Origin of the sequence: Paraburkholderia azotifigens (genome assembly GCF_007995085.1) — a bacterium.
In the GTDB taxonomy this organism is placed as follows: domain Bacteria; phylum Pseudomonadota; class Gammaproteobacteria; order Burkholderiales; family Burkholderiaceae; genus Paraburkholderia; species Paraburkholderia azotifigens.
Genome location: NZ_VOQS01000001.1, coordinates 961,231 through 985,730, shown reverse-complemented (window position 1 = coordinate 985,730; position 24,500 = coordinate 961,231). Strand labels below are relative to the sequence as shown.

At 63.2% G+C, this 24,500-nt stretch carries 18 protein-coding genes; 8 read left to right on the top strand and 10 right to left on the bottom strand.

Annotation, left to right across the window (positions count from 1 at the left end; all coding sequences use genetic code 11):
- Positions 1–45 precede the first annotated feature (45 nt).
- From FRZ40_RS04355 to FRZ40_RS04345, 3 genes are read left to right on the top strand one after another with little or no spacing between them, the layout of a single operon-like run.
- The gene (locus FRZ40_RS04355) at positions 46–1,209 is read left to right on the top strand and encodes an ABC transporter ATP-binding protein (protein ID WP_035543702.1); all 1,164 of its coding nucleotides are present in this window, start codon (positions 46–48) and stop codon (positions 1,207–1,209) included.
- Positions 1,206–2,135 carry an ABC transporter permease subunit gene (locus tag FRZ40_RS04350; RefSeq protein ID WP_028370387.1) on the top strand — a complete coding sequence of 310 codons (930 nt, stop codon included), beginning with the start codon at positions 1,206–1,208 and terminating at the stop codon, positions 2,133–2,135. Before FRZ40_RS04355 ends, FRZ40_RS04350 begins: the two co-directional genes overlap by 4 nt.
- Positions 2,135–2,953, top strand: coding sequence for an ABC transporter permease subunit (locus FRZ40_RS04345; protein WP_028370386.1), 819 nt, complete (start codon positions 2,135–2,137; stop codon positions 2,951–2,953). Before FRZ40_RS04350 ends, FRZ40_RS04345 begins: the two co-directional genes overlap by 1 nt.
- A gap of 88 nt (positions 2,954–3,041) precedes the next feature.
- On the opposite strand, the gene FRZ40_RS04340 is transcribed toward FRZ40_RS04345, so the two are convergent.
- Entirely contained in the window at positions 3,042–4,454 is a 1,413-nt protein-coding gene (locus FRZ40_RS04340; protein WP_147233482.1) for a methyl-accepting chemotaxis protein, read from the bottom strand.
- A gap of 505 nt (positions 4,455–4,959) precedes the next feature.
- Between FRZ40_RS04340 and FRZ40_RS04335 the strand changes: the two genes are divergently transcribed.
- Positions 4,960–5,733, top strand: a complete 774-nt coding sequence (locus FRZ40_RS04335; protein WP_147233481.1) for a class I SAM-dependent methyltransferase — start codon at positions 4,960–4,962, stop codon at positions 5,731–5,733.
- Here FRZ40_RS04335 and FRZ40_RS04330 read toward each other — a convergent pair.
- Positions 5,730–6,560 carry an alpha/beta fold hydrolase gene (locus FRZ40_RS04330; protein ID WP_240057085.1) on the bottom strand — a complete coding sequence of 277 codons (831 nt, stop codon included), beginning with the start codon at positions 6,558–6,560 and terminating at the stop codon, positions 5,730–5,732. The two genes, FRZ40_RS04335 and FRZ40_RS04330, sit on opposite strands and share 4 nt — an antisense overlap.
- Positions 6,561–6,686: 126 nt before the next feature.
- Here FRZ40_RS04330 and FRZ40_RS04325 point away from each other — a divergent pair, with 126 nt between their 5' ends.
- Complete coding sequence (locus tag FRZ40_RS04325; RefSeq protein WP_420873845.1) at positions 6,687–7,862, top strand: IS110 family RNA-guided transposase; 1,176 nt, start codon at positions 6,687–6,689, stop codon at positions 7,860–7,862.
- Between the two features lie 421 nt (positions 7,863–8,283).
- Here FRZ40_RS04325 and FRZ40_RS04320 read toward each other — a convergent pair whose 3' ends face one another.
- On the bottom strand, positions 8,284–9,765 hold the full coding sequence (locus FRZ40_RS04320) for a flavin-containing monooxygenase (protein ID WP_147233478.1): 1,482 nt from the start codon (positions 9,763–9,765) through the stop codon (positions 8,284–8,286).
- A gap of 198 nt (positions 9,766–9,963) precedes the next feature.
- Here FRZ40_RS04320 and FRZ40_RS04315 point away from each other — a divergent pair, with 198 nt between their 5' ends.
- Positions 9,964–10,593, top strand: coding sequence for a TetR family transcriptional regulator (locus tag FRZ40_RS04315; protein ID WP_147233477.1), 630 nt, complete (start codon positions 9,964–9,966; stop codon positions 10,591–10,593).
- 118 nt (positions 10,594–10,711) lie between these two features.
- Here the strand turns inward: FRZ40_RS04315 and FRZ40_RS04310 are convergent, their stop codons facing one another.
- From FRZ40_RS04310 to FRZ40_RS04300, 3 genes are all read right to left on the bottom strand, one after another.
- The gene (locus FRZ40_RS04310; RefSeq protein WP_147233476.1) at positions 10,712–11,938 is read right to left on the bottom strand and encodes a tetratricopeptide repeat protein; all 1,227 of its coding nucleotides are present in this window, start codon (positions 11,936–11,938) and stop codon (positions 10,712–10,714) included.
- A 119-nt stretch (positions 11,939–12,057) separates the two neighbouring features.
- Positions 12,058–12,738 (bottom strand): PspA/IM30 family protein, encoded by a 681-nt coding sequence (locus tag FRZ40_RS04305; RefSeq protein WP_147233475.1) that lies wholly within the window; start codon positions 12,736–12,738, stop codon positions 12,058–12,060.
- A 511-nt stretch (positions 12,739–13,249) separates the two neighbouring features.
- Positions 13,250–13,936: a plasmid mobilization protein gene (locus tag FRZ40_RS04300; protein ID WP_147233474.1), complete on the bottom strand. Its 687-nt coding sequence runs from the start codon at positions 13,934–13,936 to the stop codon at positions 13,250–13,252.
- Positions 13,937–14,578: 642 nt separating this feature from the next.
- Between FRZ40_RS04300 and FRZ40_RS04295 the strand changes: the two genes are divergently transcribed.
- Positions 14,579–17,119 carry a penicillin-binding protein 1A gene (locus tag FRZ40_RS04295; protein ID WP_147233473.1) on the top strand — a complete coding sequence of 847 codons (2,541 nt, stop codon included), beginning with the start codon at positions 14,579–14,581 and terminating at the stop codon, positions 17,117–17,119.
- Between the two features lie 321 nt (positions 17,120–17,440).
- Here the strand turns inward: FRZ40_RS04295 and FRZ40_RS04290 are convergent, their stop codons facing one another.
- The 3 genes from FRZ40_RS04290 to FRZ40_RS04280 are packed head-to-tail and all read right to left on the bottom strand — an operon-like array spanning position 17,441 to position 23,171.
- Positions 17,441–18,910, bottom strand: coding sequence for an efflux transporter outer membrane subunit (locus FRZ40_RS04290; protein WP_147233472.1), 1,470 nt, complete (start codon positions 18,908–18,910; stop codon positions 17,441–17,443).
- Between the two features lie 2 nt (positions 18,911–18,912).
- The gene (locus FRZ40_RS04285; protein ID WP_147233471.1) at positions 18,913–22,035 is read right to left on the bottom strand and encodes an efflux RND transporter permease subunit; all 3,123 of its coding nucleotides are present in this window, start codon (positions 22,033–22,035) and stop codon (positions 18,913–18,915) included.
- Positions 22,032–23,171 carry an efflux RND transporter periplasmic adaptor subunit gene (locus FRZ40_RS04280; protein WP_147234765.1) on the bottom strand — a complete coding sequence of 380 codons (1,140 nt, stop codon included), beginning with the start codon at positions 23,169–23,171 and terminating at the stop codon, positions 22,032–22,034. Before FRZ40_RS04280 ends, FRZ40_RS04285 begins: the two co-directional genes overlap by 4 nt.
- Before the next feature lie 272 nt (positions 23,172–23,443).
- On the opposite strand from FRZ40_RS04280, the gene FRZ40_RS04275 reads away from it, so the two are divergent.
- Positions 23,444–24,064 carry a TetR/AcrR family transcriptional regulator gene (locus FRZ40_RS04275; protein WP_028370830.1) on the top strand — a complete coding sequence of 207 codons (621 nt, stop codon included), beginning with the start codon at positions 23,444–23,446 and terminating at the stop codon, positions 24,062–24,064.
- A 60-nt stretch (positions 24,065–24,124) separates the two neighbouring features.
- Here the strand turns inward: FRZ40_RS04275 and FRZ40_RS04270 are convergent, their stop codons facing one another.
- Complete coding sequence (locus FRZ40_RS04270) at positions 24,125–24,499, bottom strand: cupin domain-containing protein (protein WP_147233470.1); 375 nt, start codon at positions 24,497–24,499, stop codon at positions 24,125–24,127.
- Between the last annotated feature and the right edge of the window lies 1 nt (position 24,500).

Below are 24,500 nucleotides of genomic sequence, written 5' to 3'. Positions count from 1 at the left end.
GCCGGGGGCTTTGTTCGTCAAATGCAGGGAGAGAAGCAGCAGATCATGAGTGACCAGTCGAACGTGCTGGCAGGGGCCGGCGTGTCGTCCTCGGGCAATTCCGCCGCTGCGCAGAACGCAGCGGAAAACTTCGTGCAGATCGTCGACGTCGTGAAAAAATTCGGCGAGACGGTCGCGGTCAAGGGTGTCAATCTGTCGGTCAAGAAGGGCGAACTGTTCGCGCTGCTCGGCAGTTCCGGTTGCGGCAAGTCGACACTCCTGCGCATGCTCGCGGGGTTGGAAACGGTCACGTCGGGCAAGATCCTGATCGACGGCGAAGACCTCGCGCAGATGCCGCCGTACCGGCGTCCCGTCAACATGATGTTCCAGTCGTATGCGCTGTTCCCGCACATGACGGTCGAAGCGAATGTCGCGTTCGGCCTCAGGCAGGAAGGCGTACCGAAGGCCGAACTGAAGGATCGCGTGCAGTCGGCGCTCGAACTCGTGCAGATGGGCCGCTTCGCGAAGCGCAAGCCGCATCAGCTGTCGGGCGGGCAGCAGCAGCGCGTCGCGCTCGCTCGCTCGCTCGTCAAGCGTCCGAAGCTGCTGCTGCTCGACGAGCCGATGTCCGCGCTCGACAAGCAGATCCGGCAGCGCACGCAGATCGAGCTCGTCAATATCCTCGACAAGGTCGGCGTCACCTGCATCATGGTCACGCACGATCAGGAAGAAGCGATGACGATGGCGGGGCGCCTCGCCGTGATGAGCGAAGGCGAGATCGTGCAGCTCGGCACGCCGAACGAAGTCTACGAGTATCCGAACAGCCGCTTCTCGGCGGAGTTCATCGGCTCGACGAATCTGTTCGACGGCAACGTCGTCGAGGACGAGCCGGATCATGTGTATATCGAAACGCCGGACCTGCCCGTGCGCCTGTACGTGAGCCACGGCATCACGGGGCCGCTCGGCATGCCCGTGACGATCTCGGTGCGCCCCGAGCGCATCGCGCTCACGCGCAAGCCGCCCGAAGGCGCATTCAACTGGGGCAAGGGCACGGTCACGAACATTGCGTACATGGGCGGCTACTCGCTGTATCACGTGAAGCTCGATGCGGGCAAAACCGTGATCGCCAACGTGTCGAGCCTCGCACTGTCCGAGATCGAAACGCCGACCTGGGGCGATGAAGTGTATGTGCGCTGGAGCGCATCGGCGGGCGTGGTGCTGACCTCATGAAAAGCGCGCTGCATTCCTTCATGAGGTGGCCCGTGCGCCGCTTCCATCTGACGGGGCGCACGGCCGTCGTCGCGGGGCCGTTCATCTGGCTGCTGCTGTTCTTCCTCGTGCCGTTCCTGCTCGTCGTGAAGATCAGCTTCGCGGATCTGCAGCTCGGCATTCCGCCGTACACGGAACTGACGACGTTCACGGACGGCGTCGTTCACATCGCGCTTGACCTGTCGCACTACGCGTTCCTGCTGACCGACAGCCTGTACTTCGCGACCTATGTGAACTCGGTGGTCGTCGCGGCGATTTCGACGCTGCTCTGTCTGCTGCTCGGCTATCCGATGGCGTACTACATCGCGCGCTCGAATCCCGCCACGCGCAACATCCTGATGATGGCCGTGATGCTGCCGTTCTGGACGTCGTTTCTGATCCGCGTGTATGCGTGGATCGGCATCCTGAAGAACAACGGGCTGCTGAACAACTTCCTGATGTCGATCGGGCTGATTCATTCGCCCATCGAGCTATATCACACGAACACGGCCGTCTATATCGGCATGGTGTATTCGTACCTGCCGTTCCTCGTGATGCCGCTCTACGCGCATCTCGTGAAGATGGACCTGACGCTGCTCGAGGCCGCGTACGACCTCGGTGCGAAGCCGTGGACGGCGTTCTGGCGGATCACACTGCCGCTGTCGAAGAACGGCATCATCGCGGGCTGTCTGCTGGTGTTCATTCCGGCTGTGGGCGAGTACGTGATTCCTGAACTGCTCGGCGGCGCGAATACGTTGATGATCGGCCGCGTGATGTGGAATGAGTTCTTCGATAACGCCGACTGGCCGATGGCTTCCGCCGTCACCTGCGCGATGGTGCTGCTGCTGCTCGTTCCGATGGCGCTGTTTCAGTATGCGCAGGCGAAGGAACTGGAGGAGAAACGCTGATGAAGCCCAATCGTGTATTGCAGTTCATCGCGCTCGCGATCGGCTTCGCGTTCCTCTACGTGCCGATCATCAGCCTCGTCGTGTACTCGTTCAACGAGTCGCAGCTCGTGACGGTGTGGACGCGCTTCTCGACGCGCTGGTACTCGGCCTTGCTGCAGGACGAAGAACTGATCAACGCCGCGTGGCTGTCGCTGCGGGTGGCGTTGCTGACCGCGTTCGCGTCGGTGATCATCGGCACCTGGGCGGGCTTCGTGCTCGCGCGCATGGGTCGGTTTCGCGGCTTCACGCTGTACACCGGGATGATCAATGCACCCCTCGTCATTCCCGAAGTGATCCAGGGCATTTCGCTGCTGCTGCTGTTCATCGAAATGGGCAAGTGGCTCGGCTGGCCGGCGGGACGCGGCATTTTCACGATCTGGATCGGTCACGTGATGTTGTGTATTTCCTACGTCGCGATTATTGTGCAGTCGCGCGTGCGCGACCTGCATCCGTCGCTCGAGGAAGCTGCACTGGATCTCGGCGCCACGCCGTTGCGTGTATTTTTCTTCATCACGCTGCCGCTGATCTCGCAGGCGCTGGTGGCCGGGTGGCTGCTGTCGTTCACGCTGTCGATCGATGACCTGGTGCTTTCCGCGTTCCTGTCGGGCCCGGGTTCGACGACGCTGCCGCTGGTGGTGTTCTCGCGCGTGCGGCTCGGGCTGAATCCGGAAATGAATGCACTGGCGACGCTGTTCATCGCCGTCGTCACGGTGGGCGTCGTGGTGGCGAATCACTTCATGCAGCGCGCCGAGAAGCGGCGTCTGGCAATGGCAATCTGATTCAGTTTGCCGTCAGCACTTCACTGTGGATGGCCGGCGCCCGTGAGGGCTCCGGCCATTTTTCATGCGGCTGAATCCGAGTGCAGGCTCAGATCCGGTAGCCGATCCGCAGGCCACCCCAATGCCGGCCGTTCACGAAGATCGGCGCCGACGCGTCCTTCATCAGCGCATATTCGCCACCGCCCATGTCGCGCCGGTAGGTTTGCAGCAGAAAACGCTTCGTACTGGTTCCGGCGGCAAGGCCCGTGCGGTCGTTGAAGATCCGCCGGTTGCGGCAGTTCGCGGCATTCCACACAGGATCGTCGCGCTGCGGCTGCGAGAACTTGAGATTGTGAGTGGGGAGGTAGCCGCGCACGTCGACGGCTGCACAGAAGGCCACGCGAGGATCCAGTTCCAGCATCGGCTCCTGGACGAGCGGCAGAATCTTGTCTGTCAACTCGGTGAAGCGCGTGACGAACTGCGGCGGGTTTGTTCCGGGTACCGGAACGTAGCGATCGTCGAACAGGTCGTTCATTGTCAGCTCACCGCGTGCGATTGCCACTTCGAACAGTTTGCCGACTTTCGCCGCCGCTGCTTCGACGGCGTCGATGAAGGGCGTGTCGGCCGTTGCGACGCCTGTGGCCGCCGTCAGTTCGATCAGATTCTCCGATACGCCGAGCAGACTGCCGAGCCGGTTCTTCGCCTGCACGAAATTCTCGCCGGAATGCTCGACGTCCGTCGCAATCTCCAGCACCTGCGATTCGAATGCATTGCATTGCTCTTCGATTTCACCGGACAGTGTCGCGATCTGGTTCGCCTCTGCATTTAATTGCATGATGGCGTGACCCGTCGTATGCACGACGTCGCCGATCATCCGCGTGCCTTCGCGTACCCGTTGTGCGCGTGCGGTGTTTTCGGCGCCCTCGGCAATCAGACGTTCTGTCTGTTCGGTGAGTTGGGCGAGCGTCGTTTCGATCTGGCCCGTCGCCTGCGCTGTCTTGGCGGAGAGCGTCTTCACCTCGGCCGCGACGACGGCGAAGCTCTTGCCGAAGTCGCCGGCGCGCGCGGCCTCGATCGCGGCGTTCAGCGCGAGCAGGTGCGTTTGCCGGGCGATCAGCGAAATCTCCTCCGACACGCGGCTCACGTGTGAGAGCGCCGCCCGCAACGCGCCGATCTGGCTCTCGATCACCGTCACGCCTTCGACCAGCCCGTGTATATCGGACAGCGATCCGTCGAGTGTCTGCTGCGAATTTTCGACATCGCCCGCGGCCTGTGCCGTCACCGTGCTCATTTCGCGAGCCGCCGCGGCGATGCGATGGTTGCCCGCGAGAGTGGCCGCCGCCGACTGGCGCAGCGTGTGGCACACGTCGGCCTGCCGTTCAACCCGCGCGGCGACTTCTTCGATATGGCCGGACACGTCGCAGATCTCGATGCCCAGCTTGCCCGCCTGCGCGGCGATTTCGCCGACAACGGAAGAAGTGCCGCCATGGCGGCGCGAGCGGCGATTGAAGAAGCCCGTCATGCTCAAATCTCCTGAACGGCGTGGCGCTGTCGTGCGCTGTCTCGATGTCTGTCTGATTGGCGTGTCGGTGCATGCGACAGGGTGAGCGATTGCATCAATCTGCACCTTATGCGCATGAAGTGCGGCACATGAATTGCACGCGCGCAACACGTTTACGGCTTCTCTACGGCGTCTTACGGGAGCGCTTGATAGGGACTATCCCGCAGTCGGATCGGGTACGATCGCCGATGTCCGTGCGCACGCCATGCCACGTCTGCCGAATCCGCCAACCAATGACCGATGATTGAATCTTTTGCGCGCGTGTCGGGCTGGGAACAGCTGGTGTATCTATGGGAACTGATCGTAATGGTTTGCAAGTTCCTGTGGGGACTGTTACGCCTGCTGGGCGGCGGCTGAACATGAAGCGTTGTGCCATGCACTGGCACGCAGTGCAGGATGAACTGCAGTAAGCTGACATGCTTCGTGATTCGTGATTCGTGATTCGTGATGCTAGCGATGGCCAAACATGAACGATGATTCCACCCAGCGCTTCACCGACCGAGTCGCCGACTACGTCAAATTCCGGCCGGGCTATCCCCGCGAAATCGTCACATTCCTGCACTCAAACTGCGGACTGGCTCCCGGTGCGAAGGTCGCCGACATCGGCGCGGGCACGGGAATTTCGGCACGCCTTTTTCTGGACGCAGGACACCCCGTCGTCGCCGTCGAGCCCAATCAGGCGATGCGAGCCGCCGCCGATGCGTGGCTCGGGGACTACCCCAGCTATTCCAGCGTGGCGGGCACAGCCGAATCGACGTCACTCGGCAGCGCGAGCGTCGATCTCGTCGTCGCGGCGCAGGCGTTTCACTGGTTCGATCCCCTTGCCGCGCGACGTGAGTTCGCGCGCATTCTGACGCCGCGCGGTCTGATCGCGTTGATGTGGAATAGCCGGCTGCTCGACGGTACGCCTTTTCTTGCTGGCTACGAAGCGTTGCTGCGCCGTTTCAGCGACGACTACTTGTCCGTTTCCGGGCGCTACGCGGACGACGCATCGATGGCTGCCTGGTTCGGCGACGGTCTCGCGCACACCGCACGGATGCCGAACGCGCAGAAGCTCGACTTCGAAGGGCTGAAGGGCAGGCTGATGTCGTCGTCGTACGCGCCGAAAGTCGGGCATCCGAATCATGAGCCGATGCTCGCTGCGCTAAGTGATCTGTTTGACCGTACCGCACAGAACGGCACGATCGAATTCGTCTATGAAACGCGCGTGTATGTCGGGTGTCGCAAACACGGGCGCTAAACCTGCACCGGAGTGCGCAGAATATCGGGCGTGCCGAGAAATGATTGCAGGTCCTGCATGACCCGCTGCGGCGCTTCCTCCATCGGAATATGTCCGAGTCCGTCGTACATGATCGATCGCGCACCTGGAATACGGCGCGTGAATTCCGCTGCATGTTCCGGAGGAATCCAGCGATCTTTTGCACCCCACAGTATCAGCGTCGGCACGTCGAGTGTGCTCAGCACGGTGGTATCGAGATCGGCGAAGTCGAGTGCCGGCACCATTTTGCCGATCGCTTCACGCGTGCCTTCACCGTGAAAGAACTCGACATAGCGGCGCAATAGGTCCGGCGCGATCTCGCACGCGTCGCCATAGACGTTGCGCACAGCGCCGGTGATGATCGATTCCGGCAGGCACCACGGCGCGCTCAGGCGCACGGGCGCATGATTGAACAGACCGATATAGACAGGCAGCTTCAGCGGAAAGCCGGCGGCATCGATCAGTACGAGCCGCTCGACGGCGTCGCGGTGGCGCGCCGCATAATCCCACGCGAGCAGACCTCCAAGCGAACTGCCGATCAACGTCGCCCGACCAATGCCGAGCACCTGCATGAAGGTGTCGAAGAAACGCCGATAGGTGGGCAGGTCCGTTGTTTCGATGGCGCCCGCTGCATTGCGCAGCGGCCCTGTCACGCCAAACGGCGGGAGATCGAGCCGGATCACGCGATAGTCGCGCGTCATGGCGGATGCAACATCGTTCCATGTATGCAGCGATGAAGCGAAGCCATGGATCATCACGATCGTACTCTCGCCCGCGCCTTCGTCGACGTAGTGCACATCGGTGCCCATGATCTGCACGAATCGTGACCCCGTTTGCGTGTAACGGCGTTTTAGGCAGTATGACTTTCCGTGAGCCAGTGGCTGGCCCGCCGTGAGGAACCAAACGCGGGTTAGCATCACTGCCAGAGCCGCACGATGTGCACAGGGCACACCCCGGCGATTTCCAGCGCGGAGGCCAGCGTGAACCACGATAGCACGGTGTTTGTCGGTCTGGATGTTCACAAGGAGTCGATCACGGTGGCGTACGCAATCGATATGGCCGACGTGGAACTGTTGGGCAAGATCGGAACGCTGAAGGCGGATATCGATCGCTTGTGCAAGCGTGTTCAGTCGAAGGCGCGCCATGTCCGCGTTGTCTATGAAGCCGGCCCCTGCGGCTACGGACTCTACAGGGAGCTCGTTGAAAGAGGATTCGACTGCGTGGTATGCGCGCCGTCCCTGATCCCGAAGAAACCGGGCGAGCGCGTCAAGACGGACCGGCGCGATGCGGTCAAGCTCGTACGCGCACTGCGCGCTGGCGACCTGTCAGCGGTACACGTGCCGGATGTTGAAGATGAGGCGTTCCGGGACCTGGCGCGCACATGGGCGGCAGCGAAAGCAGATCTCAGACAGGCCCGCCAGCGATTGAAGTCCTTCCTGCTATCGCATGGAGTCCGCTACTCAGGTAACGCCAACTGGGGTCCCGCGCACCGGCGATGGATAAGCGTATTTGCATTCCCAAACCACTGGCAGCAACTGGCCTTCGACGAGTGCCGTCGCACGATCGAAGACAGGTTTGCGCAATGTGAGCGCCTCGAGGCGACCCTGCACGAAGCTGTCGTCGGCTGGCGATTTTATCCGGCCATTCTCGGTCTGCAGACCATGCGCGGCATACAGTTCATCACCGCCGTGGGCATGCTCTCCGAATTGGGAGATCTCTCCCGCTTCGAGCACCCGCGTCAACTGATGGCCTGGCTGGGCGTGACGCCCTCAGAACATTCTTCGGGTGAGCGGCGGCGTCAGGGCAGCATCACGAAGAACGGCAATAGCTATGCAAGAAAGCTGCTCGTCGAGGCCGCCTGGAGCTACAGATACCCGGCACGCGTGAGCCCGGAAATTCAGCGCCGACATGAAGGCATCCCCAAGCGCATCCTCGACCGTGCCTGGGACGCACAGGTCCGACTCTGCCGCCGATACCGCAAGCTGGCAGCACGCGGCAAGAATGTGAACATCGCTGTCGTCGCCGTCGCACGCGAACTTGCGGGGTTCATCTGGGACATCAGCAAGCTCGCAATGTCGCTCGCCGTAACGCGAAACGAGCAGCCGGCGTAGCGCTGAGCTTGGCTACACAGATTTGACGAGTTTCCTGAAGGCGGCGTAGCCCGGCACCCGAGCAACCCGCGGCTGGACTATGCAACGGACATCATTCGATTTGCGACTTTAGATAGCGGCAGGCTCAAGGGGCGGACCTCTGTAATGCGGTACCCAACCCGCGAATATCAGTGCGATCCACCGTCGAGACTTACTGCTACGTCGCCCTCAGGAAATTCATGTGTCTTCCAAACGAAAACCGATCCCGATTGACACGGAAAGTCATATCAGTTCATCGCGTGCAACGCTGGTGAGGCCGAGGGGTTCGGCTAAGGAGCGCGGGGGCAGCGGCGCATGCAGTGTCCGGGTCGTCTCGACGTTCTTCATCTTTTTCGTCTCCCTGTTGGTACGGCATGGAATCACCTGTCTTCGGTGCACACTCCTAACGTGAATAGATGTATTCGCTGCCGCGCACACGGCGCGTGCGCCGGCGGAAACTGAACGTGAAGCCCGGCCAGATCGCGGTAACCTTGCCGCTCTTCGTCTGATACCAGCTATGGCAGCCGCTGGCCCACACTGTTTGCCGCATGTCGAGTTGCAGGCGCTCATTGAATGCGCGTTGTACGTCGGAACGAAGATTCATCGTGCGTGCGCCGCGACGCTGCAGTTCACGAAGGCAGTCGGCAATGTATTGCACCTGGGACTCGATCATGTAGATCATCGAGTTGTGACCAAGGCCCGTGTTCGGGCCTGCCATCATGAAGAAGTTCGGGAAGTTCGCGATGCTGGTGCCGAGGTACGCTTCGGGACCATCGCGCAGCCACAACGCGCCAAGGTCGGCACCATCGACGCCCGAGACGTCGAATGGCGCACCGACGTCGTTGACCTGAAATCCGGTGCCGCAAATGATCGCATCGACGGCATGATGCACGCCGTCGGACGTCACGATGCCGTCGTGCACGATAGTGCGAATCGGCGTGGTCACGACACTCACATTAGGCTGACGGAGTGCAGGGTAGTAGTCGCTCGACAGCAGCACGCGCTTGCATCCGAGCCTGTAGTCGGGCGTGACTTTCGCGCGCAGTGCAGGATCCTTCACCCGACGTTCGAGATAGCTGCGCGCAAATTTCATCGCGGGATGTGCGAGCCTGGGGTTGACGAAGAAGGCGATGCCGCGCGATTCCATCTGCCAGTAAATTGCACCGCGTACGAAGCGTTGTGTGAACGGCAGATGCTTGAAGAACCAGCGCGCGCGATCGCCGATGGGCTTGTCGGGCTTGGGCATGATCCACGGCGCGGTGCGCTGGAACAGCAGCAACGCTGCGACGCGCGGCTGGATTTGCGGCACGAACTGGATTGCACTCGCGCCTGTGCCAATGACCGCGACGCGTTTGCCTTCGAGCGGATAGGCGTGATCCCAACGTGCCGAATGAAATATCTTGCCGCGAAAGGTATCGAGCCCATCGATGCGCGGCATCGCGGGACGAGACAACGGGCCGCTTGCGGCGATCACGACGTCCGCCTCGACGGTCTCATGCATGCCATTACGTGCGATGTCGAGCAGCCAGACCATACGTGCTTCATCGAAACGCGCAGCCGTTACGTGTGCATTGAACTGGATCGCGCTGTCCACCTGATACTTGCGTGCACAATGCTTCAGATACGCCAGTATCTCGTGTTGATGGCTGAACGCCCGTGACCATGCCGGGTTCGCTTCGAATGAAAACGAATACAGATGCGACGGCACATCGCATGCAGCGCCCGGATAGATGTTATCGCGCCACGTGCCGCCTAAATCGCCGGCCGCTTCGTAGATTGAAAATGATGTGTAGCCTAGCCGCTTGAGCCGGATCGCCATGCCGATGCCCGAGAAGCCGCTTCCAATAATCGCGATACGCAACTCGGCAGGACGGGGAGAGGACATGGGTTCGGCGCTCCGGCGCATCGTCGGAGTCCTGGAACTCTCGATGGCGAATAGGATGAAATTTGTTTTGTCTACATCCGTCTACGACGGTTTAAGCGCAGGGTAGACAACTGTACACATCGCGTCAAGATCGTTGTACAGTGCTCGCTCGAAGGTCGAGACATGGCTCGACCGCATTGCATCGTTACACGGACGCTCATGCAACCCGCATCGGAACTGGAACTCGCGCCCGGCAAGCGCAAACTGATCGAGGCTGCGCTGCGGCTCACGGCCAGTGGGCGCAGCTTCACGAGTCTCGGGCTGCGCGAACTGGCACGCGAGGCAAAACTCAATCCGAACACCTTCTACCGGCACTTCGATACGCTCGATGACCTTGCGCGCGAAGCCGTCGATTGGGTCAGCCGCCGTTTGCGGCCCATGCTGCGGCACGAACGCTGGCTTGCCGCGCACGACGAACCGCATAGCGTGCCGCGCCGCGCGTGTGCTGCGTTCTTTGCGTTCGCGCTGGAAAACCGCGAGGCGTTTCTGAGCGCGCTGGCCGAATATCATGGCACGTCGCCTGTGCTGCGCGAGGCCGTGCGCGTCAACCTGAACGAAGTGTCGACGGAGATGGCCGAGGACGTCGTGCAGTTGAACCTGATGCCTGCGCTGCCGCGCGAGACCGTGGAGGAAATCTGTACGCAGATCGTGCTGCAATTGTTCCATCTGTCGCACGAATTTATCGGCAACGCTGCGCAGCGCGAGTCGTTGATCGATTACGCGGAGCGCTTCATCGTCAGGCTGTTTGCGGGCGCGGTAGTGCTCGCGCAGCACGAGGCGCACGGCTGACCCGCCTGATCGCATCGTGCGATATGACGTGCAATGCAAAGGGCTCCGTGAGGAGCCCTTTGCATCTGGCGATCGGCGATCGGCGTTTGATACCGCGGGAATCCGCGCCGTCAGATCATCACGTATCGTTCCAGCCGCCCGAATCGTCGTTGCTGCCCATGTCGACGCCACCGTCTCCGCCGCCATCGCTCCAGTCGTTGGAACCCTGGCCGAAATCGATCGAGCCCGCGTCGCTGCCGCCACGCTTGCGCGATTCGTCGTCGACGATCACATCGCGCTCGACCACGCGATCGCGGCCGGAGTTGAGCGCTTCGCCGAGCAGCACGCCCGTCAGCAGGCCGCCCATGCCGCCGCCGAAGCCGCCGCCTTGCTGCACGATGACGGGCGGTTGCTGTTGCTGCGGCGGATACGGGTAGGGAGCTTGCGGCGGATAGTTCGGCGGATAGCCCGGCTGGCTGCGGCCGAATGCTTCGTTCGCTTCGCGAGCGTACGGCGACTCACCCGCGGCCGACGTGGCAGCGGGTGCCGCGTTCGGATCGGGCCGGCCTTCGGCGCGCGCCTTGAGGCTCGCCACCTGCCGTTCGAGATCTTCGATCTGATAAGGCGGGACGGGGTTCTTGCTGTTCGACAGCGCTTCGACCAGCTGCCGCAACTGCGTCTCGGCGCCTTCGACTTCGCGTTCGAGCGCCTCATGCCCTGGCGCCGTCGACAGCTTCACGTCGAGCTTCAGCGAACGCACGTCGTTGAGCAGATCGGTGGCGCGCTTGAGTTGCACGCGACGGTCGTCGTTGGCGCGCGTGTCGTCCTGCGAGCGCGCGCGGCGCAGCGTCCAGCGCAAGATCAGCGCGATTGCGCCGATCAGCACGACGATGCCGATCCACATGCCCATCGAAGGACCGTGCCGCTCGGGCGCCTGCCGGATTGCGGACTGCGTTGCGGACTGGGTGGCAGGCGTGGACTCCTGCTGCGCGAACGGATTGCTGGTGCGATGCGAGGCGCCGCCGACACGCGCAGCGTCAGCGCGCAGACGCGCTTCCGTCTCTGCGAATCGGCCGGGGTCCGTGAAGCGGACCTGCGGGTCGAGTGTCTTCGCCTGTTGAAGCTGCGCAAGGGCATCAGCGGGGCGGCCTTCGCGGTCCAGCACCTGCGCGTACAGATAGTGCGCGCGAGCGCTGTCGGGATGCGCCTTCAGCACTTCGTTCAACTGCGCGTCGGCCTTTGGCCAGTTGCCCTGTTGAATCGTCGTTTCGATCTGCGTCGCCGTGGGCACCGCGAACGCTGCGCCCGAGACAAGCATCAACGAAAGCGTCAGGGACACACCGGCTGCTGCGAGAAATTTTTTCATGATGCGGGCCGGGCGCATTGACGCCCGTCTCCATGACTATCGAGTTGCCGTGCCGCGCGCTTCATACCAGACCATGCGTGCCGAAACACGTCTGGCGCGCGGCACATCGCCTGTCGCGCTTATTGCGCAGGCGTGTCCAGCTGCTTCTTCAACGCGGCGAGACGGTCGTCGACGGACGGGCCGCGGTTCAGGTCCGCGAGCTTGTCGTCGAGCGCCTTGCCGCTCTTCACGTCGGCGGAATTCAGACGCGCATCGGAACGTGCCGTCGACAACGCGACCTTGTCTTCCAGCTTCTGAAAATCTTCAGCAAGATTCTTGCCGCCGATGCCACCCAGTGCGGTAGCCGCGGTGTCCTTGGCTTCTGCGATCTGCTGCTTGGCCTGCAGGATGTTCGAGCGCGCGTTCAGGTCGTTGCGACGCTGCCGCATGTCGTCGATCTGCGTCTTCAACTGGTCGACGGACGGTTCGAGCGTGGTCAGTTCCTTTGCCAGCGCATCGCGCTCGGCTTCCGCCGTGGCTTGCGCGCCGATCGCTTCGCGGGCGAGCGCTTCGTCACCCGCCTGCAGCGCGCGCTTCGCGCCGTCTTCATACTTCTTCGCCTTGTCGGCCGCCACGTCGCGCTTGCTTTGCTGCGTCGCGACCTGCGCCTGAATCTCGATCAGCGAGTTCTCCGCCTTCGCGATGCTCTCGTCGAGTTCGCGCACGATCTGGCGCGCATCACGCGACGGGTCCTGCACGGAATCGGCTGCGTCGTTCAAGAGACCTTTGACTGTCCGCGTGATGCTGTCAAAAAGCGACATGAATACCTCCGTAGAATGAAATCGACGCTGAATACCCGGCGCCTGGAACAACGTGCGCGACGGTGTCGACAACACGTAGTTTACGCCGCCATACGCGACGCTGCGGGCATGCTGCATGTCATCCGGCAGCGTCCGTTTGCGCATGTTGCAGGATGGCCAGGCAGCCGGTCCTGACATCGGGGCGCACGGGCGAAATGCAATAGCGGGACGCAAATTTAACCGTTATCCGCGTATGCGTTCATGCTTCGTTGCCACTCCGAAAGCGATGCGTGAACGGGTATTCAACAGCTCGCGGATATTACACCACGGGTACCCTTAAAATCGTCTTAAAGTGCGATTTTCTGCGTGTTCTGGCCGCTGTTTTTGCAATCTTTTGCTGCGTGCGGGAGTGCGCGCAACGACATGAACGAATCAGCACGCGCATTTTGTCAAAGCGTGTCGAAACATGCCGGCGCGCCTGATCGGATTCTTTCGGATAGCCGACGATACGGCGCAACCCGACGCTGCGAGTTCACGCGAAGCGGCCGTTGCCCTCGGCGGGATCGATGCCCGATTCGTCGCTTTCCTGGTCCTGATGCCGGTTGCCTGCAGCGTTTCGGTTCGACGCGAGCAGTGTGCGTGTTCTGGATGGCGTGCGCGTGTCGGCGCCTGCATGAGGCGAGTCCGCTGCATCGTCGGATGCGAGCGCCGCGGCTTTTGCGGCTGTGACGCGCGCGGCGGCCTGAGCAGCGGCCTCAGCAGTGGCCTGAGCAGCGGCATCGTCGTCGGCGCTTTCGGACGCGTCGAGCGCCGTGGGCGCGACGGCAGGTTCGGCAGAAAGATCGGCAGGGCGCGCGAGATCGATTGGTGCGAGCGCTTCGTGCGAGGCGGAGCCGGCGAGCACGGTATCGTTTTCAGTCGGCGCGGGCTTGTCGCGCAGAGCGGGCGACCTGAGCGCCGCCGGCGTGGCCTGCCGCAGGTGCTTGCTGGCCCGCGCGACGCGCTGCAAGGCTTCGTTCAGCGCGTCGGGTTCGCGCGGCGCGCGCAGCCGGTCGACGATGCTCGCCGCCTTGACCTGTTCGCTGGTCGCGCCGAAGCTCAGCACCGCTCGCCGCATGAGTTCGCTGACGCTGATGCCGAGGTTGTCGGCCGTCGCGGAGATGGCGCGTTTCTGGGCGGGCGTCACGAAGACGACGATGCGTTCGCTGGGCTTGTTCATAGATCGGCTCGCGTTCTTTGTTGGTGTCGAACTGCGGAGGAATCCGGGCAGGCGGCGAGTCCTGCTGGGCGCGCGTCGATCCATCATAAGACTAAATCGTGGCGGACGGCTACGCGCGGGTGCAAATCGGGCGGGCAGTAAAATGACTGTCACATCAAAGGGTTGCCGCGCTTGCGGGAGGATTGTCCACAGGGCTCTCCACATTTTCTGTTGATAACGGCACAAGCGGGCGCGCAAGCCGCGTCAACCGGCGCAACACGGTGTATTTGCGCACGTCGGGGCGCAATCATGAGGGAATTCTTACAAAAAAATCACGTTCCGCGCCGCTTGATTTCTTTAAAATGCGCTGTTACGTTGCGCCAGACACTGCCCGGGCGCGCCGTGCGGCCGGCCGGGACGGGGTAGAACAATCGGTGCCGCGCGGCGGCAGTCGCCGGGGCGGAAAGCGTTGTGCCGCGCCGTGCTGAACCGCGTCGCCGTCAAGCGGGCGCAAGCGGGCGCAAGCGGAGCGGGCGCAATGCGCCGAACTGGCGCGCAACGGTGCCGCAGCGGCGCACGACGCGCGCGAGCGGCGCCACGATCACGATTCAAGCGCACCACGCGTGCATACCGGGCGCGGAGGACGCGCTCATCATTCCAGTCATGCCAATCATCAAACGACCGCATTCTTCCAGTTCCTCAGGGCATCCAGGCCGCGAGCCATCCTTCGGCAGCAACGACAACCCGAGTCGCGACTACCGCTACGCGCAGCGTGAAGACGACGGCGAAGAGCGTGGCGGCTCGGGACGCTCCGGGGGGCGCTCGATAGGCGGCACGATCACGATGTGGTTCGCCGGACTGTTTGCGACGCTCGCCGTCGTCGGCGCGCTGATCGTCGGGTATGCGCTCGTGGTGATGGGCCCGCAGCTGCCGTCGCTCGACGCGCTGACCGACTATCGTCCGAAGGTGCCGCTGCGCATCTACACGGCGGATCACGTGCTGATCGGCGAGTTCGGTGAAGAGCGCCGCAGTCTCGTGCGCTTCCAGGACATTCCCGACGTGCAGAAGAAAGCGGTGCTCGCGATCGAGGACTACCGCTTCTACGAGCACGGCGGCGTCGATTTCATCGGTATTCTGCGCGCGGGTTTCGCGGACATCATGCACGGCGGCTCGTCGCAGGGCGCGAGCACGATCACGATGCAGGTCGCGCGCAACTTCTTCCTGTCGAGCGAAAAGACGTACACGCGCAAGGTCTATGAAATGCTGCTCGCGTACAAGATCGAGCGCGCGCTGACGAAGGACCAGATTCTCGAGCTGTACATGAACCAGATCTATCTGGGCGAACGCGCTTACGGCTTCGCGGCTGCGGCGCGCGTGTACTTCGGCAAGGATCTGAAGGACATCACACTTGCCGAAGCGGCGATGCTCGCCGGCCTGCCGAAGGCGCCGTCCGCGTACAACCCGGTTGTCAATCCGAAGCGCGCGAAGATTCGTCAGGAATACATCCTGAAGCGGATGCTGGATCTCAACTACATCACCCAGGACCAGTACAACCAGGCCGTCAAGGAAGAGATTCACACGAAGACGGCGGGCAACGAATACAGCGTGCACGCCGAGTACATCGCGGAAATGGTGCGCCAGATGATGTACGCGCAGTACAGGGACGAAACGTACACGCGCGGCCTCAACGTCACGACGACGATCGATTCTGCCGATCAGGAAGCCGCGTATCGCGCGGTGCGCAAGGGCGTGATGGACTACGAGCGCCGCCACGGCTATCGCGGGCCGGAAGGTTTCGTCGAGTTGCCGGCTGCGGGCGACGAGCGCGACGAGGCGATCGAAGACGCGCTCAACGATCACCCGGATAACGGCGAGATCGTGGCCGCTGTCGTGACGTCGGCGACGGCGAAGGAAGTGAAGGTGCAAATGCTCGACGGCACGCAGGCGAGCGTGACGGGCGACGGGCTGAGGTTCGCGGCGGGCTCGCTGTCGGCGCGTGCGGCGCAGGCGCAGAAGATCCGGCCGGGTTCGATCGTGCGCCTGATCGCCGATGCGAACGGCAAGTGGCAGATCACGCAGTTGCCGCAAGTGGAGGGCGCGCTGGTGTCGATGACGCCGCAGGACGGCGCGATCCGCGCGCTTGTCGGCGGCTTCGACTTCAACAAGAACAAGTTCAACCACATCACGCAGGCATGGCGCCAGCCGGGGTCGAGCTTCAAGCCGTTCATCTATTCGGCCGCGCTCGACAAGGGCCTCGGACCGGCGACGATCATCAACGACGCGCCGCTCTACTTCCCGCCGAGCGCGCCGGGCGGCGACGCATGGGAGCCGAAGGATGACGATCAGCCCGATGGTCCGATGCCGCTGCGCCTCGCGTTGCAGAAGTCGAAGAACCTCGTGTCGATCCGCATCCTGTCGTATATCGGCACGAAGTACGCGCAGGACTTCGTCACGCAGCGCTTCGGCTTCGACGCCGACAAGACGCCGCCGTATCTCCCGATGGCGCTCGGCGCGGGTCTCGTCACGCCGCTGCAATCGGCGGGCGCGTATAGCGTGTTTGCGAACGGCGGCTATCGGATCAATCCGTATCTGATCGCCGAAGTCGACGATGCGCACGGCCAGCCGCTGTCGCGCGCGCAGCCGCTCACGGCGGGCAAGGATGCGCCGCGTACGCTCGAGCCGCGCAACGCGTACATCATGAACAGCCTGCTGCATTCGGTGGCGACGGCGGGCACGGGCGCGGGCACCAACGTGCTGAAGCGCAACGACCTGCAAGGCAAGACGGGTACGACGAACGACGCGAAGGACGGCTGGTTCGCCGGCTATCAGCAATCGCTCGTGGCCGTCGCGTGGATGGGCTACGACCAGCCGAAGTCGCTCGGCAGCCGCGAATTCGGTGCGCAACTGGCGCTCCCCATCTGGGTCGAGTACATGCAGCGTGCGCTGCGCGGCGTGCCGCAAGCCGAGCCGGAAGTGCCGCCGGGCGTGACGACCGTCGATGGCGAACTGTTCTATGCGGACATGACGCCGGGAGCGGGGTTTGTCGCGAGCATCGGGATGGATTCGGCGAATCCGCTGGCGAGCGGCGGCGATGCGGTTGGTGCGGTGGGGCCGGCGGGTATGACGCCGCCTGCGCCGCCGCCGAACGTCACGTCGACGGAGAAGAAGCAGATTATGGATCTGTTCGAGTCGAACAAGCCTTGATAGCCGTTTGAGTGGCTGGAAAGAAAAACGCGCCCGTGGTGGAAATCATGGGCGCGTTTTTTTATATTCGATGAGCGTGCATCAGCGGATGATTCCGATGCGCGCTCAACGGGTTAGGGCGGTTGTCCGGGCGTTATCAACAAGCCTGCCAACAGATTCTGTTGATAACGTCGCGTGAATTTCGATTGCCGGTTTTCCGGGCAGCCACGCTCCATCCGCATCGCGAGAAAAATCCGCTGCTGCCTCAACACCTTATCCCGCTTGTCCCGAGGATCTCAACAAGCTCATCCCCAGAAACTGGGGATAACTTCACACGGCGCGCTACTGTGCAGTGGCTGCCTGCGCCTCATCGGCAGGCGGATTCCCCATCGCCTGAAACAACGCGGCCGTATCGTTCAACCGGGCGCCCGTATAGCGAATCTCGTCGAGCCTTGCGTTGCGATACTGCTGCTCGCTTGCCCGCGATGCCGTCAGGGGCACGGCGCCCAGCCGATAGCGCGCGGACGTTTCGTCGAACGCGTGTTGAGCCGCGCGCGCCGCGACATTGGCGGCATCGAGCGACTGCGCATCATGTTCGAGCGCGGCGAGCGTATCGGCAACGTTCTGAAACGCCGCCAGCACCGTTTGCCTGTATTGCGACGTCGCGGCGTCGTAAGAAGCCACCGCCGCGCGCCGCTGCGCAAATAAAGCGCCGCCATGAAAGATCGGCTGCGAGATCGATGCGCCGATGCTCCAGATCGCGCCCGCGCCCGACAGCGCAACAGGCCAACTGAAACCGCCTTGTCCCATCGACGCATTCAACGTGATGCTCGGGAACATCTGCGCCGTCGCGACGCCGACATCGGCGGCGGCCGCTTTTAGCGTCGCGTCGGCGGCCTCGATATCCGGGCGCGCTTTCAGCAGATCCGACGGGACCGACACGGGCACCTGTTCGGGCACATGCAGCGACGCGAGATCGAGCGGCGCCGGCGCGGCATCCGGCGTGCGTCCGAGCAGCACGGCGAGCGCGTGGCGCGTCGTCAGCAACTGCTGGCGCGCAGCGGGCAAACTCGCGGCCAGCGACGCCGCGCTTTGCTGCGCATTGAGCAGATCGCTGTGCGAGACCGCGCCGAGATCGTAACGGCGCTGCGTGTCGCGCGCCTGTTCGCCGGCGAGCGTGACGAGACGTTCCGTCGTGTTGACCTGGGCATCGAGCATCGCTGCCGAAATCGCCGCCGTCACGATGTTCGCGGCGAGCGCCCGCCGCGCCGCGTCGAACTGGAACGCCTGCACGTTCACGCGCGAGGCCAGCGCAGCATCCGCCAGCCGCGCCGCGCCGAAAATATCGAACGTGTATTGCGCCTGCAACTGGCCGACGAACACGTTGTACAGAAACGTATTTGGCCCGGCCTGAGGAATTCCGAGCGCACGCTGGCGCGCGGCCTGGCCGCCGGCGTCGATGGTCGGCAGCATGTTGCTGCCGATCTGCGCGCGCAACTGTTCGCGGGCCGCCGTCAGGCTCTTGTCGGCGGCGGCGAGGGTCGGGCTGTTGCGCAGGCCTTCGTCGACGAGCGCGTTCAGTTCATCCGACTGAAACGTGCGCCACCATTCCGGCACCGCCTTCGCGCCGACGACGAACTGCTGGGTGACGCCTTGTGCGGGCACCGTCTGCATCGGTTGCCCGTCGGCGCCATAGTGCGCGGGCGCGGGCATCGCGGGCGGATTGCCGTTCGGCCCAAATGAGCAGGCCGCCGCGAACACGGAAGCTGCAGCGACAGCGCAAGACGTGCGGGTCATCGAAAGAAGGCTCATGATCAATTCCCCGAATGTTCGGACGGCCCGGGCCGCGGATCGCGCTCGTTGTCACGCACGCGGAACCATGCGGCATACAGCGCGGGCAGATAGAACAGCGTGAGCACCGTCGCGCTCGTGATGCCGCCCATCAGCGCCGTCGCCATCGGTCCGAAAAAGTTGGAGCGCAGCAGCGGAATCAGCGCGAGCACGGCGGCCGCAGCCGTCAGCGTGATCGGGCGGAAGCGCCGCACGGTTGCGCCGACGATCGCATCGAAGCGTTTGTGTCCTTGCGCGATGTCCTGCTCGATCTGATCGACGAGAATCACCGAGTTACGCATGATGATGCCGAACATCGCAATCACCCCGAGCATCGCGACGAAGCCGAACGGCTTGCCGAACAGCAGCAGCGTCACGACCACGCCGATCAGACCGAGCGGCGCGGTCAGCACGACCATCAGCACGCGCGAAAAGCTCTGCAGCTGGATCATCAGCAGCGTCAGCACCGCGATGATCATGATGGGCATCTGCGCGTTGATCGACGTCTGACCCTTCGCGCTTTCTTCAACCGATCCGCCGATCTCGATCCGATAACCGACGGGCAGCGTCGAACGGATCGTCGCCAGCTGTTTGTCGACGGCATGCGTGACGTCGATGCCTTGCGCGTTGCCGCGCACGTCCGACTGCACGGTGATCGTCGGTTGACGGTCGCGTTCCCAGATCACGCCGTATTCCAGGTCGTCGCGCATATGGCCGAGCGTGCCGAGCGGCACCGAGCCGTTCGGCGTCGGCATCGCCAGCGTGAGCAGTTGCGACGGGTCGACGCGCTCGCTCTTCGGCGCGCGCAGATCGACGCTGATCAGCTTGTCGCGCTCGCGGTACTGCGTAACCGTGTAGCCGGACAGTGTCATCGCGAGAAAGCTCGATACGTCCGCCGATGTCACGCCCAGTTCGCGCGCCTTCTTCTGATCGACTTCGAAACGCACCGAGCGCTCGGCGGGCTCGTCCCAGTCGAACTGCACGTTCGCCGTACCCGCGTTCTCGCGCATCGTCGCGGCCACTTTTTCGGCGATCGAGCGCACGGTCGCGATGTCGTCGCCACTCACACGGAACTGCACGGGATAACCGACGGGCGGGCCGTTTTCGAGGCGCGACAGACGTGTGCGGATCGCGGGGAAGTCGTTGCGCAACTTCGGTTCGAGCCAGCGCGCGAGCTTCTCGCGGTCTTCAACCGACTTCGCCGTGATCACAAACTGCGCGAAGTTCGGCTGCTGCAATTGCTGGTCGAGCGGCAAATAGAAGCGCGGGGCGCCCGAGCCGACGAAGTCCACCGAATGATCGATTTCCGGCCGTCCTTCGAGCGCCTTTTCGATGCGCTGCGCCTGGCGCAAGGTCGCTTCGAACGACGCCCCTTCCGGCAGCCGCACGTCGACGAGCAGTTCAGGGCGGTCCGAACTCGGGAAGAACTGTTGCGGCACGAGCGTGAAGCCCGCCAGCGACACGACAAACAGAATCACCGTGATCGCGAGCACGATGAAGCGCCGCTCGATGCACCACGTGATCCAGTCTGTCAGGCGTCGATAGAAGCGCGTTTCGTAGATATCGTGCTCGTGATCTTCAGGTTCGTGCGCCTGGCGTTTGCGCTCCGGCAGCAGGTGATAGCCGAGCATCGGAATCAGCACGACGGCCGCCAGCCACGACGCGATTAGCGCGATCGCCGACACTTCGAAGATCGAGCGCGTGTATTCGCCCGTGCTCGACTTCGCGAGCGCAATGGGCAGAAAGCCTGCCACGGTGACGAGCGTGCCCGTGAGCATCGGGAACGCGGTGCTCGTGTAGGCGAACGCGGCGGCGCGCGTGCGGTTCCAGCCCTGTTCGAGCTTCACGGCCATCATTTCGACGGCGATGATGGCATCGTCGACGAGCAGGCCGAGCGCGAGCACCAGCGTGCCGAGCGAGACCTTGTGCAAGCCGATGTCGAACAGATACATGCACAGTGCGGTGACGGCGAGCACGACGGGAATCGAGATCACGACCACCATCCCCGTGCGGACGCCCAGTGACACGAGACTGACGACGAGCACGATTGCGACGGCTTCGGCGACGGCTTCGAGGAAGTCGTCGACGGAATGCGCGACCGCTTGCGGCATGCTCGACACTTCGACGAGCTTCAGACCCGCGGGCAGATGCGCCTGCAATTCCGTCATCTTCGCGTCGAGCGCCTTGCCGAGCCGGATCACATCGCCGCCGGTCTGCATCGTCACGCCGATGCCGAGCACAGGCTTGCCTGCGAAGCGCATTTGCGTGACGACGGGATCGTCGTAGCCGCGCTTGATGGTCGCGATGTCGCCGAGCCGGAACGAGCGCCCGTTGATGCGGATCAGCGTATCGGCGAGCGCGTTCAGGTCTTTGAACTGGCCCGTGGGACGCACGAACACGCGGTCGTCGTGTGTCGTCAGCGTGCCCGACGGCGAGACGCTGTTCTGCGAGTTGATCGCCTGCGCGAGCTGGTTGGGCGAAATGCCAAGGCGCGTGAGTTGCGTGTTCGTGATCTCGACATAGATGTGCTGGTCGGGATCGCCGAAATAGTCGACCTTGCCGACGCCCGGCACGCGCAGCAGCACGGTGCGCAGTTCGTCCGCATAGTCGTGCAGTTGCGCCGCCGAAAAGCCGTCGCCCTCGAGCGTATAGATGTTCGTGTAGACGTCGCCGAACTCGTCGTTGAAGAACGGGCCCTGAATGCCTTGCGGCAAGGTCTGCGTAATGTCGCCGACTTTCTTGCGCACCTGGTACCAGGTTTCCGGCACGTCCTTGACGGGCGCGGAGTCCTTCATCGTGAAGAAGATCAGCGATTCGCCGGGGCGCGAGTAGCTCCGCAGAAAATCGATCGCGGGCGTTTCCTGCAGCTTGCGGCCGATGCGGTCGGTGACTTCTTCCTGCACCTGACGCGCGGTTGCGCCGGGCCAGAACGTGCGGATCACCATCACGCGGAACGTGAACGGCGGATCTTCCGATTGCGCGAGCTTCGTGTAGGCGAGGATACCGAACGCCGTCGCGAGCGCGATCAGAAACACCACCAGCGCCTGATGCCGCAGCGCCCACGCGGACAGGTTGAAGCGTCCTTCTTCGTCGCGCATTCCGCTCATGACGCGAAATCCTCGGGATGCAGCGGTGCGACGACGCGGACTGTCTCGCCCGCCGTCACCGTATGCACGCCTTGCCAGACGACGCGTTCGCCTTCGTTGAGCCCTTGCGAGATTGCAATGGTCCGCTCGGCATAGTGCGAAACCTGCACGCGGCGCAGTTCGAGCTGATCGCTGCCGCTCTTCACCACCCAGACGGCGGGCTGCGTGCCGTCATGGAAAAGGGCCGTGGCGGGCAGCGTGTAGAGGCTGGCGTGCGCAGCGGCGCTGTCGTGCGCGAAGTCGATATCGGCGGTCATGCCGAGGCGCACGTCCGTGCCCGGTTGATCGAGCGTGAGTTTCGCGCGCCATGTGCGGCTTTGCGGATCGGCCGCGGGCGACAGTTCGCGCACGCGCGCGTTGAACGTGCGGCCGGGCAGTGCGCCGAGCTTGACGGTTGCATTCGTGCCGACGCGCAGCGACGCGAGCGCGCCTTCGGGCACGTCGCACACGACGTCGACATCGCCCGACCACGCGAGGTTGTAGACGGCCTGTCCCGACGACACGTTTTGACCCGTGTCCGCCTGTTCCGCCGTGATGACGCCTGCGTGATCGGCGGCGAGCGTCGTGTATTGCAGTTGATCTTTCGCGAGCGCGGCCTGCTGCTGGGCCTGATCGCGTTGCGCGGCCGCCGATGCATAGGCGTCTTCCGTCTGCTCCAGCTGTGTCTGCGCGATCAGGTTCTCGCGCGCCTGCGCGCGGTCGCGATCGAGCTGCTGTTTTGCGTAGACGAGGCGGTGCTGTGCTGCATCGAGTTGCGCGGCTGCGCTGGCGGCGTTCTTCTGCGCATCGGCGGGATCGAGCCGCGCGACGATCTGGCCGTTCTGTACGACGTCGCCGAGACGCACGCGCCGCTCGATGATCTTGCCGCCGATACGGAACGACAGAGGCGTCGAGTAACGCGCCTGCACTTCGCCCGGCAGCGACGCGGCGAGCGGCTGGCCATCGGCATGCACGGCGACGGCCACCACGGGCCGCGGTGCGGGCGCAGAGGCTTCCTTGTTGTGGCACGCGGCGAGCGTCAGCGTGCTGGCGAGAACGAGGGCCGCGAACGACGTACGGTGAAGCGATGGAGATGTGGCAGACAGGCGGAACAGCATGCGCGCAATGACTGGCGCGCCACGACGGGAACGATTCACGATGCCCCCAGGCTGAGATGCAAACGGATACGGCAGGCCAGAGGCTACCGACGGCGTGCGGTGAAGCATCCATGCGCGCGTGTCGATTCAGATCGCGTCAGATCGCATCGACACGCATGTCGCTTCACCAGGTACTGCACTGATTGCTTTAGATGTTGGAGTGCATTCTAATACACACATGTATTTGAATGCAAAGCTGAATCTGGTGTCGGATCGATGCTAGACTGTTAAATATGAAACGCATACGACTCACCCGCGAACAGAGCAAAGACCAGACGCGTCTGCGTCTGCTCGATGCTGCGCAGGCCATTTTCATGAAGAAGGGGTTCGTTGCGGCGAGTGTCGAAGACATCGCCGAGGCGGCGGGCTACACGCGCGGCGCGTTCTATTCGAACTTCCGCAGCAAGCCGGAGCTGTTTCTGGAGTTGCTGAGGCGCGATCACGAGTCGATGCAGGCGGATCTGCAGAGCATCTTCGAAGAGAACGCGACGCGCGAGGAAATGGAAGCGAGCGTGCTGCGCTACTACAGCCGCATGCCGAGCGAGAACAAGTGCTTCATCTTGTGGGTCGAGGCGAAGCTGCTCGCCGCGCGCGATGCGCGCTTCCGTGTGCGCTTCAATGCATTCATGCATGAGAAGCTCGAGCAGCTGACGGCGTACATCGCGGAGTTTTCGGTGCGCGTCGGCACGCCGCTGCCGTTGCCGGCCGAAACGCTGGCGCTCGGCCTGATGGGTCTGTGCGACGGCATGCAATTCTTCTTCACTGTTGATCCGCAGCGCTTTTCCGGCGAGCGCGCGGAAGAAGTGCTCGGCAGCTTCTTCGCGCGCGTGGTGTTCGGCCGCTCGATCGAGTGACCCGAGCGGCTCAGGCGGCTCGAGCGGCTCAGGCGGCTTTGAGCGGCTCGAGCGCGCCGCTCAGATCCACACGTCGTTGAGCGCCGTGCGATCGCTCGTTTCGCCGCCCGTGTTCTTCACGCCGCGCGGCTCGATCAGCAGCAGCTTCACTTCTTTTTCCGCGTAGGGCTTGTGCTCCTTGCCCTTCGGCACGACAAACATGTCTCCCGCCGACAGAAGCACTGCGCCGTCGCGGAAATCGATGCGGAGTTCGCCTTCCAGCACGATGAAGGTTTCATCCGTATCGGCATGATCGTGCCAGATGAAATCGCCTTCGATCTTCACGACCTTGAACTGGTAGTCATTCATTTCGGCGACCACGCGCGGCTGCCACTGGTCGTGGATACGGCTCAGCTTGTCGGTGAAATTGATTGCTCGATAGGGTGTGGCGGACATG